Raw genomic sequence first — 16470 nt, 5'->3', positions numbered from 1 at the left:
CACCGAGTGCACACCGACGAACTGGCCGTCGAGACCAGGGGGACATGGCAGCGATGGTCGTGCCGCACGTGATTTCGCACTGCGTCGAGGAGTGACCTTTTGACAACCGAAAAGCAAGGCGGGCTGGGGGATTCGGCCGAAACCTGGCCGGTGAGCCCGTATCAGCGGGATGTGCTCGGCGTGGCCTTCCGGCTGGCGCCGGAGCCGGTCGCCCAGGCGGTACTGAGCTTCCGGATCGACGCGCCGCTCGATCTGCCCCGGCTGCAGGCCTGCTGGGAGCGGGTGCTGCGCGGCGACGATTCGCTGCGGCTGCGGTTCGGCTTCGCCGACGGCGAGTTCCGGCAGTGGGTGAGCGACGACATCGCGCCGGTGCGGGTCGCCGACCTGACCGGCGAGCCGGACCCGGAGGCGGCCGCACAGCGCTGGATGTGGCAGGAGGTCGGCGCCACCGACACCCCCGAGCACCCGGCCCGGCTGGCCGCGGTGGTGGACCGGCCGGACCGGTTCTTCCTGTTCATCTCGGTCCATCACGCGATGATGGACGGCTACGGCCTGAACCTGGTGATCGCACAGCTGGACTCGGCCTACCGGATGACCGACGTGCCCCTCGACGAGCTGGCACAGCCCGAGCCGGTCAACGAGCACACCGACCGCTCCGCCGCGACCTACCGCGCCATCGCCGCCGCCGACGCCGCCTACCTGGCCTCCGATGACTACGGGAACGATCGCGCCACGCTGCTCGCGGCCCTGGACGGGGTGCGCCCCGCGCTCTTCCCCGGCCGCTCCGGCCGCCCGCTCGTGGTGCGCGGCCACTACGGCACCATGATCCCCGGCGAGTTCATGGACCGGGTGCGGGCCACCGGCTTCAGCGCCTACGCCTACACCGCCGCCGCGCTGGCCGCCTGGCTCACCGCGGTGCACCGCACCGACGAGGTGGTGCTCGGCGTCCCCATGCTGAACCGGGCCACCCCGGAGACCTACCGCACCCTCGGCCACCGCACCAACGCCGTCCCGCTGCGGGTCCGGGTCGACCGCGACCAGCCGCTCGCCGCGCTCGCCGCCCAGGTGGCGCAGCAGATCAAGGCGAGCAAGCGGCACCAGCGCTTCCCCTTCGGCGACCTCACCAAGGCGCTCGCGCCGGACCCGACGGCGCCGCCGCTCTACGACGTCTCCTACTCCTTCACCAAACTGCCGGACGCCGCGTACGTGCAGGAGCTGCTCGCCAAGTGCGCCATGCTCAACCCCGGCCCCGGCCAGGAGGCGCTGAGCATCGTGGTCGCGGAGAGCGGCAGCGACGGCTCGGTGACGCTGCAGCTGCTCTACGACACCGACGTCTTCGACGACCACCTGCGCATCGAGGCCGCGCTGAGCTCGTTCGGCGCGCTGCTCACCGCCGCGCTCGCCGCCCCGGAGACGCCGATCGGCGAGCTGCCGCTGCTCGGCTTCCGCGCCGCCGAGCGGATCGCGGGCTGGGAGGCGGGCCCGCGCGCGGAGTTCCCGTACACCACGCTGGACCGGCAGCTGCTCGAGCAGGTCGAGGCCGGGCCGGAGCGGATCGCGGTGCTCCCCGCCGAGCCGGGCGCCGCTCCGCTCAGCTACGCCGAGCTGGCCGCCGCCGCGGCCGGGATCGCCGCGAAGCTGGCCGGGCTCGGCGCCACCGGTGACGACTGCGTCCCGGTGCTGCTGCCCCGCTCCACCGGCATGCTGACCGCGATCCACGGCGTCGTCCGGGCCGGCTGCGCCTACGTGCCGCTCGATCCGGGCTACCCGGCGAGCCGGATCGAGACGGTGCTGCGCGATTGCGGCGCCCGCTTCGTGCTGGCCGACGCCGAGCACGACCGGCTGTACCGGCGGCTCGGCATCACCAGGATCGCGCCCGGCGAGGTGCGGCCGCTGCCGCGCGGGGTGGAGAACCGCTCGCACCCGGCCGGGCTCGCCTACGTCATCTACACCTCGGGCTCCACCGGCGTCCCCAAGGGCGTGCAGATCGAGCACCGCTCGGTGGTCAACCGGCTCACCTGGATGCAGCGCCGCTACCCGCTGACCGGTGCCGACATCGTGCTGCAGAAGACGCCCGCGACCTTCGACGTCTCGGTGTGGGAGCTGTTCTGGTGGGCGGGCGTCGGCGCCGCGGTCGCGCTGCTCGAGCCGGGCGGGGAGCGCGATCCGCGCCGGATCCTGGCCGCTGTCGAGCAGCACGGCGTGACCGTGCTGCACTTCGTTCCCTCGATGCTCGCCGCCTTCCTGGACGAGCTGGAGGCCGATCGGGACGCGGTGCACCGGCTCGGCACGCTGCGGCTGGTGTTCTGCAGCGGCGAGGAGTTACCCCCGGCGCTGGTGCGGCGCTTCCGCACCGCCTACGCCGCGGCCCGGCTGGAGCCGCCGCAGCTGGTGAACCTGTACGGCCCCACCGAGGGCACCGTCGACGTCTCGTACTTCGACGTGCCGCGCCTGGATCCGGTGCCGGTGGTGCCGATCGGGCGGCCGATCGACAATATCGACCTGCTCGTCCTCGACGACCGCGGCCGCAGGCTGCCGCCCGGCATCGCGGGCGAGCTGAACATCGCGGGCATCGGCGTCGGGCGCGGGTACCGGAACCGGCCCGAGCTCACCGCCGCCGCCTTCGTCGCCGATCGCGGGGTCTCCGGCAGGCGCCGCTACCGCACCGGCGACCTGGCCCGCTGGCGCGCCGACGGCACCCTGGAGTACCTGGGCCGCTTCGACGACCAGGTGAAGATCCGCGGCAACCGGGTGACGCTCGGCGAGGTGCGGAACGCGCTGCTCGGCTGCCCCGGCGTGCGGGCCGCCGCGGTGCTGGACGAGCGCGACGGCCACACCGCGCACCTGCTCGGCTACTACGTCGGCGAGGCCACCGCCGCCGGGATCGAGACCTGGCTGGCCGAGCGGCTGCCGCGGTACATGGTGCCGAGCAGGCTGCTGCGGGTCGCCCGGATCCCGCTCACCGCGAACGGCAAGCTCGACCGCGGGGCGCTGGCCGCGGAGGCCGCCGACGCGGGGGAGGCCGCGGTCGCGCCGCGTACCCCGGTCGAGGCGGCGCTGGCCCTGGTCTGGTGCGAGCTGCTCGGCATCGAGCGGATCGGCGTGCACGACAACTTCTTCACGCACGGCGGCGACTCCATCCTGGCGCTGAGCATGCGCACCGCCGCCGAGCGCGCCGGGCTCCGCTTCCAGGTCGACGCCCTCTACCAGCGGCCGACCATCGCCGGGCTGGCCGAGGTGGTCGGGGCCGGATCGGCGGCGCTCGCCGCCCCGGTCACCACCGCGCTGGAGACGGTGCCGCTGATCGACCGGGCCGCGCTGCACCGCGCCGAGGACGCCTTCCCGGCCACCGCGCTGCAGCTCGGCATGCTCTACCACAGCATCGAGCGGGCCGGCTCGATCACCTACAAGGACGTCTTCCGGTACCGGCTGGAGCTGCCGTGGCGGGAGGCCGAGTTCCGCACCGCCTTCGAGGGGCTGGTGCGCAGGCAGCCCGCGCTGCGCTCGTCCTTCGAGCTGAGCCGGTACTCGGTGCCGCTGCAGGTGGTGCACGCCGACCCGCTGCACCGGCTGAACGTCGTCGACCTCACCGGGAGCGAGCGGCACGTCGCCGACGCCGCCGTCGAGGAGTACGTGCAGCAGCGCAGGCACGCCGACTACGACCCGGCCGTCGCGCCGCTGCACGAGGCGCGGGTCTTCCTGCGCGACACCGCGGGGGAGCGGGTCGCGCTCGACTTCGTGCTCAGCTTCCACCACGCGCTGCTCGACGGCTGGAGCGTCGCCACCGCCGTGCTCGAGCTGCTGCGGGACTACCTGCACCGGATCGGCGCCGGTGGCGCGCCGATCGACCCGGAGCCGCACCCGTCGAGGGTGCTCGCCGAGTACGCGCGGGCCGAGACCATCGCGGCGCAGGACGACGCCGCGCGCGAGTTCTGGCGCGCGAGCCTGGCAGGCGCCGAGCCGACCGCGCTCATCGCGCAGCGCGCCAACCAGCCGGCAGGCGCCGCCCCGCCGCGGGCGCGGGCGCTGGTCCCGCGGGCACTGGCCGAGCGGGTGGCGGCCTTCGCCGCCGAGCACCGGGTGCCGGAGAAGGCGGTCTACCTGACCGCGCACTGCCTGAGCCTGCGGGTGCTGACCGGCCGCCCGGACGTCACCACCGGCGTCGTCGGCCACGGCAGGCCGGACCGGGCGGGTGCCGAGCGGGTCGCCGGGCTCTTCCTCAACACGCTGCCGATCCGGCTGGACGCGAGCGCGACCACCTGGCTCGACGCGGTGCTGCGGATCGCCGAGCGGGAGCGCGCCGCCTACCCGCACCGCCGCTACCCGCTGCGCGCCATCCTGGCCGAGGGCGGGCCGGTCTTCGAGACCGCCTTCAACTACGTCAACTACCACCTGCTCGCCCCGCTGCTGGACGAGGGGGCGGTGCGCATCGGCGAGCTGGACGCCCGCGAGGACACCAACTTCCAGCTGCTGGTCACGGTCGCCGCCGACCCGCGCGACGGCAGGCGGTGGCTGCGCGTCGACGGCGACGCCGGGCTCACCGGCGATCAGTGCGAGACCGTCGCGCTCACCCACCTGCGGATGCTGGCCGGGATCGTCGCCGACCCGTACGCGGTGGCCGGCCCCGCCACCGCGCGCGACGTCGGCACCCTGGTCTTCGAGGCGGCCGCGCTGCACCCCGCCACCCTCGCGCTGGCAGGCGACACCGGCGGGCTCACCTACGCCGAGCTGGTGGAGCGGGTCGAGGCGCTGACCCGCGCGCTGGCGGGCGCAGGCATCACCCCCGGCGACCGGGTCGGCATCCTGATGAACCGCCGCCCGGAGCTGGTGCTGCTGGTGCTCGCGCTGGCCCGGCTCGGCGTCACCTGCGTGCCGCTGGACGTCGGCTACCCGCCGGTCCGGCTCAACCTGATGATCGACCGGGCGCAGCCGCACCGGGTCATCGCCGACGCCGAGCACGCCGCCATCGTCGCCGAGCCCGCGCTGGTCCTCGACGCAGCCGCCGTACTCGCCGCGGCCGCAACGCCGGCCGCAACGCCGGCCGCGGCGGGGATGCCGGCTGCGGCCGGTGTCTCCTCCGCGATCGGGTCGTTCGCCGCGGCCGGTGCGCACGTTGCGGCCGGTGCAACCCCGGCGGCCGCGCTGCCGCCGGTGCGCCCGGAGTCCATCGCCTACGTGCTCTTCACCTCCGGCTCCACCGGCGAGCCGAAGGGCGTCGCCATGCCGCACCGCGGCCTGACCGCGCTGGTCGAGTGGCAGAACCGCACCGCCTCCGGGCTCGGTCGGGGGAGCACCCTGCAACTGGCCCCGCTCAGCTTCGACGTGTCCTTCCAGGAGATCTTCAGCACGCTGGCCGCCGGCGCCACGCTGCGGGTCAGCTCGGCCGATCTGCGCGCCGACGTCGAGGAGCTGCTCGACACCGTCATCGCCGACGGGATCGAACGCCTCTTCCTGCCCTACGTCGCCCTGCAGGCCTTCGCCGAGGCCGCGGTCGCGCGGCAGCGCTTCCCGGTCGCACTGCGGGTGCTGGTGTCGTCGGGCGAGCAGCTGCGCATCACCGACGAGATCAGGGCGCTCTGCGCCGCCGTGCCCGGACTGCTGCTGGAGAACCAGTACGGCCCCACCGAATCGCACGTCGCCACCACCTTCGCGCTGCGCGGCCCGGCCGCCGGGTACCCGGCGCTGCCCCCGATCGGCCGAGCCGTACCCGGTGACGCCGTCGAGCTGCTCGACCTCGCCCTGCGCCCGGTCCCGGACGGCGTGATCGGCGAGCTCTACCTGGCCGGACGCACCCTCGCGCAGGGCTACCACGCCCGCCCCGCGCTCACCGCGCAGCGCTTCGTCGCCGGCCCCGGCGGCGGGATCCGCTACCGCACCGGTGATCTCGGCCTCCGGCTGAACACCGGCGACGTGGTCTGCCTCGGCCGCAGCGACAGCCAGGTGAAGATCCGCGGCTTCCGGGTGGAGCCCGCCGAGGTGGAGATCGCCGTCCACGCCCTGATCGACCGGTTCCCCGGCATCGCCGACGCGGCCGTCGTCGCGCGCGGCTACGGCGGGATCGACGGCGCGCTGATCGCCTTCCTGGTCGGCGACTCCGCGGTCACCGACCAGAGCGCGCTGCGCCAGCAGCTGCGCGCGGTGCTGCCCGCGCACATGGTGCCCGGCCGCTTCGTCTGGGTGCCCGAGCTGCCGACCACCCCGAGCGGCAAGCGCGACGACGCCGCGCTGCGCGCGCTGGCCGCCGCCGCGCCGGAATCCACCGGTGAGCGGCGCGAACCGAGCGACGAGTACGAGCGCAGCGCGGTCGACCTGCTCGCCGAGTTCGCCGGGCTGCGCGAGATCGGCCCCGACGACGACTTCTTCGCGGCGGGCGGCACCTCCATCGGCGCCATGCGGGTGGTGCTCGGGCTCTCCCGGCGCTGGGGCGCCGAGGTGCCGCTGGACGCCTTCGTCGGCGCGCCGACCGCGGCCGGGCTGGCGGCGCTGCTGCGCTCCGGCTCGGTGCGGCGCACCTTCGACCCGCTGGTGCCGATCACCGTGCCCGGCACCGAGCGGTCCGGCAAGGCGCCGGTCTTCCTGGTGCACCCGATCGGCGGCAATGTGCTCTGCTATCTGGCGCTGGCCAGGCACCTCGACCCGGAGCGCCCGGTCTACGCGCTGCAGGCGGCGGGCGCCGACCCGGGCAGCACCCCGGAGAAGACCGTCCCGGCCATGGCCGCCGCCTACCTGGACGCGGTCCGCCGGGTGCGCCCGCACGGCCCGTACCACCTGGCGGGGTGGTCCTTCGGCGGCACCGTCGCGCTGGAGATGGCGCGGCTGCTCCCCGCCGACGAGGTCGCGGGCGTGACGCTGCTCGACACCATGGCGCTGCGCAGGCTGGAGCACCGCGAGCAGATCGCCGAGGAGCAGCTCATCCGCTGGTTCTTCCTCGAGCTCATCTGGTACGCCCGCGGCGAGCAGGCCGTGCGCACCGAGTTCGAGCCGGACGTGCACGGCGCGGAGGCGCTCTTCGACGTCATGCTGGCCGAGGCGATCGACTCCGGCATCCTGCCCGCGGAGAGCTCACCGCAGGCCATCCGGCGGCTCTACGACGTGTTCCACGCCAACTACGTGGCGCTGCTGGAGTACGAGCTGACCCCGCTCGACCGGGACATCACCCTGCTGCGCGCGGAGGGTGAGCTGCCGCCCGGCGTCGACTTCGCGCACAGGATGGTCGGCAGCATGTTCGACAGCGACAACAACGGCTGGGCGCAGTACGCCGGGGGCGCCTTCGAGGTGTTCCCGGTGCCCGGCGACCACCTGCACATGATGGTGGAGCCGCACGTCGGCAAGGTCGCCGCCCGGCTGAACGAGGTGCTCGCCGCCGCCGATCGGCGCTGACCAGGGGATACCTGCGGCGAGGCCGATGCGCGGCGCCGCGGGTACCGGTCAGAGCACGGGCGGAAGCGGCTGCCGCGCAGCGCCTTCCACCCCCCGTTTGCTCTACCGGCACCCGGGTACCCGGCGCAAGACCGGGAGGTGAACCATGCCGGATGTGGCAATGCGAGCGAAGTTCCGGCCGATCGATTGGTCGGGCAGCCCCCGGGTGCTGCGCAGGGGCACCTGGTGGGGGGTGCTCAAGCGGGTGGTCGGCGAGTTCCAGCGGGACAATGTCACCGACTGGGCCGCCGCGCTCACCTACTACAGCGTGCTCTCGGTCTTCCCGGCCATCATCGTGCTCACCGCGCTGCTCGGCTCGCTCGGCCCGACCGCCACCGGCGAGCTGATCGACACCATTCGGGAACTCGGGCCGGGCAGCGGCACCGACCTGCTGGTGAACGCGGTGAACGAGCTGCAGAACAGCCAGTCGGCGGCGGGCCCGCTGGCGATCATCGGTATCGCCACCGCGCTCTGGGCCGCCTCCGGCTACATCGGCGCCTTCATCCGCGCCGCCAACGCCATCTACGAGGTCGAGGAGGGGCGCCCGATCTGGAAGACCGTCCCGATGCGGCTCGGGCTCACCGCGGCCATGGTCGCACTGCTCGGCATCGTCGCGCTCGGCGTGGTCGCCACCGGGTCGGTGGCGGAGCGGGTGGGCCGCTGGCTCGGCATCGGCTCGGCGGCGGTCACCGCGTGGGACATCGTCAAGTGGCCGGTACTGGCAATCCTGATGAGCCTGGCCATCGCGCTGCTCTACTGGGCGGCGCCGAACGCCAAGCAGCCCGGCTTCACCTGGATCACCCCGGGCAGCGTGCTCGCGGTGCTGGTGTGGATCGTCGCCTCCGCCGGATTCACGCTGTACGTGGCCAATTTCGGTTCCTACAACAAGGTGTACGGCTCGCTGGCAGGCGCCGTGATCTTCCTGGTCTGGCTCTGGATCACCAATATCGCGGTGCTGCTCGGCGCCGAGTTCAACGCCGAGATCGCCCGCGGCAGGCGGATCGAGCAGGGGCTCCCGCCGGACGAGGAGCCCTTCCTCCCGCTGCGCGACATTCCCGACCACGACAAGGAGAAGCAGCCATGACCAGCACCGGGGACAAGGCAACGCCGGGCGAGGAGCGGATCGCCGAGATCGCCGCCGAGGTACGGGCGAGCGGTGGCGGCGAACCGGACGAGTCGGTGCGGGTGGCGGCCGAGCGCGCGGGCGAGATCCGCGAGCAGGCCGAGGAACTGGTGCAGCGCGGCCAGGACGCCGCGCTCGACCCCACCCGCCGCCCCTGGGTGCCGAAGGTCCTGCTCGGCTCCGTCGCCGGGCTGGTGACCTGGCGGATCTTCCGCAGGCACAGCTGATTCAGGGGCGGAGCACCGAGACCAGGAAGTCGGTCTGGTCCCGCACGACCTGCTCGAAGACGTCGTCGAAGTAGACGTCGAAGTGCCCGGCCGGATACCGCTTCACCACCGCGTGCTTGGTGCGCTCGGCAGCCCGCAGCGTCGGCGGCACCGGCGCCACCGAGTCGTTGTCGGCCACCGTGTACAGCACCGGCATGTGCAGCTTCTTCGCCCGCTTGCCCGGAGCGTCGAAGAGCACCGAGAATGCCGCCCGCGCCGCCACCTTCGGCTGGTAGCGCTCGCTCTCCTCGGCCAGCCTGCCGAACCCGGCAGGCACGTCGGCCGCGCTCATCAGCGCGGCGGCCCGCTTGCGCCCGCCGAGCCGGATCCCGATCGGCCTGCGCCGCAGCGGCCCGACGAGCACGTCGGTGAGGGCGATCGCGGTCACCTTGGTCAGGCTGATCGGCCCCTTGCGAAGGCCGGCGGCGAACCCGCTGGTGAACGGCACCTGCGCCACCACGGCGGCCAGGTAGCTGTCCTCCGGGGCCACGGTGAGGACGTGGCCTGCGCCGAAGGAGGTGCCCCACAGGGCGATCCGGGTGCGGTCGAAGCCGCGGATGGTGCGCGCGAAGGCGATCGCCGCCCGCCAGTCGTCGCGCTGCCTGGCGATGCTCAGCAGCTGCCGCGGCGTCCCCCCGCTCGCCCCGAAGTGCCGGTAGTCGAAGACCAGCACCCCCATCCCGGCGGCGACGAACCGCCGGGCATACCGATCCAGCCCCATCTCCCGATCGGCCCCGAGGCCGTGTCCCATGATCACCAGCGGGCGCGGCTTCGGCGCCCCGTCCGGCCGGTAGAGCCAGGCGGCACAGTGATCGCTCCCCGACGGAAAACTGACCTCGACACGTTCCATGGCACATGACGCTACCGAGTACGCTGTAGCGGCGGGCGAGTCGGCCGGGCGGCCGCGGCGACGGGAACGGGCACCTCGGTGCCGCTGCCCGCCGCCGAGGAAAGTCCGGACTCCGCAGAGCAGGGCGGTTGCTAACGGCAACCCGGGGTGACCCGCGGGACAGTGCCACAGAGAACAGACCGCCCATGGCCCCTCGGGGCCGTGTGGTGAGGGTGAAACGGTGCGGTAAGAGCGCACCAGCGCCCCGGGTGACCGGGGCGGCTCGGTAAACCCCGCCCGGAGCAAGGTCGAAGGTCGCACCGCTCGCGGTGCGGCTGCGCAGGTGTTCGAGGGCTGCTCGCCCGAGCCTGCGGGTTGACCGCTCGAGGCACCCGGCGACGGTGTGTCCAGATGGATGGTCGCCCCTCGGTGCGAACCGAGGACAGGATCCGGCTTACAGGCCGGCTCGCCCGCCCGGCCCGCCGCGGCCCGCCCCCGACGGGGCGGGCCGCGGTCGGCTCAGCACATCATTTTGATCATCTGGAAGATGGCCGCCGCCTCCTCGGGGCTCGCCTTCCTGCCGTTCGCCGCCACCCGGTCCGCCACCGACGCCTGCACGTCGGCCTCCGGCTCGCCCGCCCTGATGTCGCCGCAGCTCTGGTTGAGCGTATTGCTCAGCGCGGCGTCGTCCTTGCCGCTCGCCAGCGCGGGGAAGGCGCTGCGGAAGCTGACCACGAAGGTGCCCGCCTTGACGGCGTCGACGACCTGCGGGGCCGAGGTGGCCGCGGCGGAGCTGGAGCTGGACGAGGCGGTGGCATCGTCCCCGCCGCACCCGGCCAGAACCAGGGTGAGGGCGGTGGCACAGGCCGCGATGGCGGCGTTCGTTCTGATCACGGGCGGGATGCTAGCGCCCCGGAAACGACGACGCCCCCCGTCCGGAATGAACGGGAGGCGACGAAAAGGGGTGGTGAGACGGGTCTCACACCGGAGCGACCACGAACACCTGCGCCCAGTAGGCCGCCTGATCCGGGCCGATGACGGGCAGGAGGTAATCGAAGAGAATCGTGGACATGCGGCGGCAACTCCCGTGAATCGACTGCATCGGAACGTCCGTCACCGTACCCGAGCACCATCGTTCGGTAGCCGGACGGTGACCTCTCCGTGACTGGCGGATGCCGTGATCGGCGTCATAGAGTGATGCCCGTTGGCAAGGCCCTGCGCCGGGTGTTCGCCGGGCAGCTCCGGGCCGTTTCATCTCCGATTCGTGGGAAGCAGGTCTCATCTCTATGCGGGTAGTTCGTTCTCTGGTCGCCGGTGCGCTGATCGCCGGTGCCGCTTCGGTTTTCGCCGCTCTCGGGGCCGGTTCGGCCGGTGCCGTCGCGGTGACCCCGCTGCCGGGCGGGGTGCAGGTCGACCTCAGCCCGGCCGACACCGCGTTCGTGCATCAGAACAATGTCGGTCTGGCTATCGCGGGGCTCCCGCATCCCTCCGCGGCGTCCTTCGGCACCGCCCTGGACGCGGCGGCCGACGTCTCCACCCAGGTGCCGAACGGGCGGGTCACGTTCACGGTCTACGGGCCGCTGAACGAGCTCAGCGGCACCATGCTGGCGCTGCAGTAGCGTCTGCCCCGTGGAACTCCATCGGCGGATCCGCTCCGCACCGGTCGACTTCGGCGCCGTTCGCACCGAGTTCGACCTCCCGACGGGGTACCCGGCCGCAGCGGTCACGGAGGCCCGCGACGCGTTCGACGCGTTCGCGGGCCTTCGCCGCGACCGGACCGACCTCGCCTTCGTCACCATCGACCCGCCCGGCGCCATGGACCTGGACCAGGCCGTGCACCTGACCCGCAGCGCCACCGGTTTCACCCTGCACTACGCCATCGCCGACGTGGCCGCCGTCGTCCCGCCGGGCGGCGCGCTCGCCGCGGAGACCCGCTCCCGCGGCCAGACCTACTACCTGCCCGACGGCACCGTCCCGCTGCACCCGCCGGTGCTCTCCGAGGGAACGGCCAGCCTGCTGCCCGACGTGGACCGGCCGGTCGCGCTGTGGACCGTCGAGCTGGACGAGCACGCCGCTCCGCGGAGCTACCGCGTCGAGCGCGCCCTGATCCGGTCCCGCGCCCGGCTCGACTACGCCGGGGTGCAGGCCGCCGCCGACGCCGGGACGCTGCCCGCCGCCATCGCGGGGCTGCCCGAGTTCGGCGCGCTCCGCATCGAGGCCGGGCGCGAGCGCGGCGCCATCGCGCTGCGGCTGCCCGCGCAGAGCGTCGTCGCGGACGAGGGGGCCGACGGGCACTGGAGGCTGGTGCTGGAGCCGCGCACCGCCGCCGACGACTGGAACGAGCAGGTCTCGCTGCTGGTCGGGATGTGCGCGGCACGCATCATGCTCGACGCCGACGCCCCCGTCGGCCTGCTGCGCACCATGCCTGCCCCGCCGGACTCCGCGGTCGCCGCCATGCGCCGCACCGCCGCCGCGCTCGGCGTCGCCTGGCCCGCCGAGCAGCCGGTCGGCCGGATGCTGGCCGGGCTCGACCCGAACACCCCGGCCGGGCTGGTGCTCAACTCCGAGGCGACGACGCTGCTGCGCGGCGCCGCCTACACCGTCTTCGGTGTCGAGGGTGCGCCCGCCACGCCGCCGGAAGATCCCGCGCACAGTGGCCTGGGTGCGCCGTACGCGCACGTCACCGCCCCCCCTGCGGCGCCTTTCCGATCGCTTCACCACCGAGATCTGCCTGGCACGCTGCGCGGGCACCGAGATCCCCGCGTGGGCACGCACCGGATTGACCGCCGCCGCCGACTCCATGAAGCGCAGCGACACCGTGGCGAACAAGGTGGACCGAGCCTGCGTCGACCACACCGAGGCGAGCCTGCTCGCGCCCCGGATCGGCGCGGAGTTCGACGCGGTCGTGCTGCGCGAGGCGTCCGGCAACAAGCCCGCCGAGATCTTCGTCGCCGACCCGCCGATCCTCGCCCCCTGCACCGGGCAGCCGCCGGAGGGGGCGCGGGTCGGGGTTCGGCTGATCGTCGCTGATCCGGCGGCCCGACACGTGCGGTTCGGCTACCCGGCTCCCTGAGACGCCGCGACGGCGGGCTCCGGCCCGAGCTGTGCCGTTGCCGAGGAACGGTTTTCGCCGCCGCCGGGTGGCGGTATGCCGGGTGGCGCCCGCCGGACACCGGCCCGTGAGCGCACTCCGGCTCCGCTCCTGGTTCGCCACGGATGCGCGGTGCCGCGTCCGGTGCTCGGTGGGGAGCCGAACCATGCTCGAAGCCGATATCCAGCAGCGGGGTGTGGTGGGTGGTGGTGCTGCTCCTCGGTCACCGGCTGCGGACGCGCGTGCCCGCGGTGATTCGGTTGCCGGTGACCCTGCTGGTGTGCCCGCCGGGGAATACGCCGCTGTGGTGGCCGGCCTGGTTGCCGCTGTAGGTGCGGCGCCCGCGGCGGCCCCTATTCGGCGTGCACGGCGGGCCCGCTGCCGTTGCGGGCGGTCGCGGCCTTCTTGCCCGACGTGCCCTCGTGCTTCTCCGGCCCCGAGGCGGGCTCGGGGGCCCGCACGTGCCCGTGCTCTTTCAGCTTCGCCAGCGCGTCGGGGTACTTGGCCAGCGCCTTCTTCGCCGCCTTCTGCTCGGCCTTCGCCAGCTCGGCGTAGATCCGCCGCGACCCACCGTCCGCCTCGGCCTCCTCCGCTCGCACCAGGATCGCCTCCCGCGACTCCACCGCGTCCCGATGGTCACCGAGCACCGTCTGCACCCGCTTGGCCCGGTCCCCGGCCGCGGCCGCCTCGGCCCCGATGGTCTCGGTGGCCGCCTCGCACGAGTAGCGCAGCCGCTTGGCCGACTTGCGGATGTCGTGCAGCAGCTCGACCCGCTCGGCGCCGGAGACGGTCGAGAGCCTGCCCGCCTTCTTGGTCAGCCGCTTGCGGTCGGCGCGCAACACCCCCTCGAACACCTGCGGCGCCGGCAGCTGCGAGCGCGTCGGCAGCAGCGGCGGCGACTCGCGCCAGAGCGCGAGCTCGACGTGCAGATCCGCGTAGCGCTCGCCGTCCAGTGCTTCCAGCACGGCGGCGTGCGCGGCGGCGTAGCGGTCGCGCTCGGCGCGCACCAGCCGGGTGCCGAGCGCGTCCCTGCGCACCGTGCCGCGCCGGGAGTGCGCCTCGACGAGCCCGGCGAACCGCTCGGCGCGCACCTCGGCGTCGCGCGCCTCGCCGAGCACCCCGGCCAGCCACTTCAGCTCGGCGCCGAGCGCGGCGGCGGGCTCGGCCTCGAAGAGGCTCCCGTAGGAGCGGAGCACGCTGCGGAGGCGGCGGGTGGCGACCCGCATCTGGTGCACCGAGTCCGGTGCGTCCGCCCGCACGTCCGGCTCGGCGGCGAGCAGGCGGTCGGTGTCCTCGCTCAGCGCGGTGACGGCGGCGGCTCCGGCGGTGGCGGTCATGGGGATTCCTTCGCGAAGCGGTCGGTCGCCTCGACGAGGCGATGGACGGTACCCGGTTCGGCGGCCGCGTGTCCCGCGTCGTCGACCACGTGCAGCACCGAGCCGGGCCAGGCCCGGTGCAGCTCCCACGCGCTGGTCGCCGGGCAGACCACGTCGTGCCTGCCCTGGACGATCACGCCCGGAACGCCCGCCAGCGCGCCGATGTCGCGCAGCAGCTGCCCCTCGTCGAGGAAGCCGCCGTGGCGGAAGTAGTGGTTCTCGATCCGCGCGAACGCCAGCGCGAACCGCGGTTCGGCGGTCTCGGCGACCCGGTCCGGCTGCGGCAGCAGCGAACTGGTCGCGCCCTCCCAGGTGGACCAGGCGACCGCGGCCCGCAGCGCCAGCTCCTCGTCCGGGGAGTGCAACAGCCGGTGATAGGCCTCGACCAGGTCGCCGTCGCGCTCCGGCTCCGGCACGGGTGCCAGGAACCGCTCCCACTCCTCGGGGTAGATGTACCCGGCGGAGCCGTTGTAATACCAGTCGATTTCCTTCCTGCGGAGCAGGAAGATGCCGCGCAGCACCAGCTCGGTGACGCGCTCCGGGTACCGCTGCGCGTAGGCGATTGCCAGCGTCGACCCCCACGACCCGCCGAAGACCTGCCAGCGCTCGATACCGAGCCGGCTGCGCAGCGCCTCGATGTCGGCGATCAGGTGCGGCGTCGTGTTCAGCGCGAGATCGGCGCCGTCCGCGACGTGCGGCGTCGAGCGCCCGCAGCCGCGCTGGTCGAAGAGCACGATGCGGTACGCCGCCGGATCGAAGAACCGCCGGTGGAACGGCGCCGTTCCACCGCCGGGCCCGCCGTGCAGGAACACCACCGGCTTGCCCGCGGGATTCCCGCTCACCTCCCAGTACAGCTGCTGGCCGTCGCCGACGGCGAGCATGCCGCTGTCGTGCGGGGTTATCGGCGGGTACGCGGTAAGCATCAGAAGGCGATCCCCGCGGCCAGGTTCGGCAGCCCCAGCGCCTCGATCGCCTGCTGGTGCACGTCGGGGCAGGCGCCGGTCAGCGTGCGGTCGACGACCGCCTTGTCCGCGAGCACCTGCGCGTTGATCCCGCCGTTGCGCAGCGCCCACTCGTGGACCAGCGCGTTCAGCCCGATCCGGCCGAGCGTCGGGCCCTGCACCCGGAAGTTGGAGAGCTCGGGGCGCAGCATGTCGCACAGGTCGGTGGCGGCCGCGTCCGGAACGGTGAGCGGGGCGGCCGCGCCCGGCGTCGCCGCCGGGCCGGTGCTGCGGGTGGTGCTGCCCGGTGCGCCGGTGGTGCTGTTCGCGCTGCCGGTCGGGGCGGGTGTCGTTCCCCCGCATGCGGTCAGCGCGACCGCGCCGAACAGGGCGGCGGCGAGCAGCGCGCTACGGGACATCCAACGGGGGAGCGGCATCGGAACCTCTGTGTCGTTCGGGTGATTCGGTTCCCCCGAGTCTGCCACCGGCTCCGGTCAGAAGGTGTGCTCCGGGGCGGGGAACGTGCCCCGCCGCACCTCGTCGGCGTACCCGGCGGCGGCCGCGCGCAGCGCGTCGCCGACCGCGCCGAAGCGCTTCACGAACTTCGCCGTCTTCCCGCTGGTGAACCCGGCCATGTCCTGCCAGACCAGCACCTGGGCGTCGCACTCGACGCCTGCGCCGATGCCGACGGTGGGAATGGTGAGCTTGCGGGTGACCTGCCCGGCCAGCTCGGCCGGGACCATCTCCATCACCACGGCGAAGGCGCCCGCCTCCTGAACCGCGATGGCGTCGGCGATCAGTTGCTCGGCGCCGTCGCCGCGGCCCTGCACCCGGAAGCCGCCGAGCGTGTTCACGCTCTGCGGGGTGAAGCCGATGTGCGCCATGACCGGGATGCCTGCCGCGGTGATGTGCGCGATCTGGTCCGCGACCCGCTCACCGCCCTCCAGCTTCACCGCGTGCGCCTGCCCCTCCTTGAGGAAGCGGGTGGCGGTGGCCAGCGCCTGCTGCGCCGACGACTCGTAGCTGCCGAAGGGCAGGTCGGCGACGACCAGCGCGCTCGGCGCCCCGCGGACGACGCCGCGGACCAGCGGGATCAGCTCGTCGGCGGTGATCGGGACGGTGGTGTCGTAGCCGTAGACGACGTTCGCCGCGGAGTCGCCGACCAGCAGCACCGGGATGCCCGCCTCCTCGAAGAGCCGGGCCGTCGAGTAGTCGTAGGCGGTCAGCATGGACCACTTCTCGCCCGCGGTCTTCATCTGGGCGAGGTGCTGGACGCGGGTCTTGCGGCGGGCGGGGGCGGCCGCGGGGGCAGCACCGTAGGCAGGGTTTTCGGCACCGGATACGGACATCGTCGTCCCTTTCGTCGATTCCTCGAGGCCCGTTCAGGGTCCCCGGGTCGGGTGACCGTTCAAGTGTGCCACCGCG

11 protein-coding genes, 1 other RNA gene and 1 pseudogene are annotated in these 16470 nt (G+C 73.7%); 7 read left to right on the top strand and 6 right to left on the bottom strand.

The window, feature by feature from the left end:
- The first annotated feature begins 99 nt into the window (after positions 1–99).
- The 3 genes from ACFO0B_RS29245 to ACFO0B_RS29235 all read left to right on the top strand — a co-directional run bounded on the left by ACFO0B_RS29245 (position 100) and on the right by ACFO0B_RS29235 (position 8769).
- Positions 100–7380, top strand: coding sequence for an amino acid adenylation domain-containing protein (locus tag ACFO0B_RS29245; RefSeq protein ID WP_378616522.1), 7281 nt, complete (start codon positions 100–102; stop codon positions 7378–7380).
- Between the two features lie 160 nt (positions 7381–7540).
- Entirely contained in the window at positions 7541–8503 is a 963-nt protein-coding gene (locus tag ACFO0B_RS29240; RefSeq protein WP_378616520.1) for a YihY/virulence factor BrkB family protein, read from the top strand.
- Positions 8500–8769 carry a hypothetical protein gene (locus ACFO0B_RS29235; protein ID WP_378616518.1) on the top strand — a complete coding sequence of 90 codons (270 nt, stop codon included), beginning with the start codon at positions 8500–8502 and terminating at the stop codon, positions 8767–8769. The genes ACFO0B_RS29240 and ACFO0B_RS29235 overlap by 4 nt, the downstream gene beginning before the upstream one ends.
- 1 nt (position 8770) lies before the next feature.
- On the opposite strand, the gene ACFO0B_RS29230 is transcribed toward ACFO0B_RS29235, so the two are convergent.
- Complete coding sequence (locus ACFO0B_RS29230) at positions 8771–9658, bottom strand: alpha/beta hydrolase (RefSeq protein WP_378616516.1); 888 nt, start codon at positions 9656–9658, stop codon at positions 8771–8773.
- Positions 9659–9694: 36 nt separating this feature from the next.
- On the opposite strand from ACFO0B_RS29230, the gene rnpB reads away from it, so the two are divergent.
- An RNA gene (gene rnpB / locus ACFO0B_RS29225) (RNase P RNA component class A) lies at positions 9695–10110 on the top strand.
- 46 nt (positions 10111–10156) lie between these two features.
- Here rnpB and ACFO0B_RS29220 read toward each other — a convergent pair.
- Positions 10157–10531 carry a hypothetical protein gene (locus ACFO0B_RS29220; RefSeq protein WP_378616513.1) on the bottom strand — a complete coding sequence of 125 codons (375 nt, stop codon included), beginning with the start codon at positions 10529–10531 and terminating at the stop codon, positions 10157–10159.
- 392 nt (positions 10532–10923) lie between these two features.
- Between ACFO0B_RS29220 and ACFO0B_RS29215 the strand changes: the two genes are divergently transcribed.
- The 3 genes and pseudogenes from ACFO0B_RS29215 (at position 10924) to ACFO0B_RS29205 (ending at position 13060) form a co-directional block, all read left to right on the top strand.
- Entirely contained in the window at positions 10924–11256 is a 333-nt protein-coding gene (locus ACFO0B_RS29215; protein ID WP_378616511.1) for a hypothetical protein, read from the top strand.
- A 10-nt stretch (positions 11257–11266) separates the two neighbouring features.
- A pseudogene (locus ACFO0B_RS29210) lies at positions 11267–12710 on the top strand (RNB domain-containing ribonuclease).
- Between the two features lie 221 nt (positions 12711–12931).
- Positions 12932–13060, top strand: a complete 129-nt coding sequence (locus tag ACFO0B_RS29205) for a hypothetical protein (RefSeq protein WP_378616509.1) — start codon at positions 12932–12934, stop codon at positions 13058–13060.
- A 21-nt stretch (positions 13061–13081) separates the two neighbouring features.
- Here the strand turns inward: ACFO0B_RS29205 and ACFO0B_RS29200 are convergent, their stop codons facing one another.
- From ACFO0B_RS29200 to panB, 4 genes are read right to left on the bottom strand one after another with little or no spacing between them, the layout of a single operon-like run.
- Positions 13082–14065 carry a CHAD domain-containing protein gene (locus ACFO0B_RS29200; RefSeq protein ID WP_378616507.1) on the bottom strand — a complete coding sequence of 328 codons (984 nt, stop codon included), beginning with the start codon at positions 14063–14065 and terminating at the stop codon, positions 13082–13084.
- Positions 14062–15027, bottom strand: coding sequence for a prolyl aminopeptidase (pip, locus tag ACFO0B_RS29195; protein WP_378616505.1), 966 nt, complete (start codon positions 15025–15027; stop codon positions 14062–14064). Before pip ends, ACFO0B_RS29200 begins: the two co-directional genes overlap by 4 nt.
- Positions 15027–15482, bottom strand: coding sequence for a hypothetical protein (locus ACFO0B_RS29190; protein WP_378616503.1), 456 nt, complete (start codon positions 15480–15482; stop codon positions 15027–15029). The genes pip and ACFO0B_RS29190 overlap by 1 nt, the downstream gene beginning before the upstream one ends.
- A gap of 57 nt (positions 15483–15539) precedes the next feature.
- Positions 15540–16394, bottom strand: coding sequence for a 3-methyl-2-oxobutanoate hydroxymethyltransferase (panB, locus tag ACFO0B_RS29185; protein ID WP_378616501.1), 855 nt, complete (start codon positions 16392–16394; stop codon positions 15540–15542).
- Positions 16395–16470: the final 76 nt, after the last annotated feature.

The sequence above is a fragment of the Nocardia jiangsuensis genome (assembly GCF_042650385.1).
Lineage (GTDB): Bacteria > Actinomycetota > Actinomycetes > Mycobacteriales > Mycobacteriaceae > Nocardia > Nocardia jiangsuensis.
Note: the sequence above shows the minus strand (reverse complement) of the source record. Positions and strands in the feature narration are given on the sequence as shown.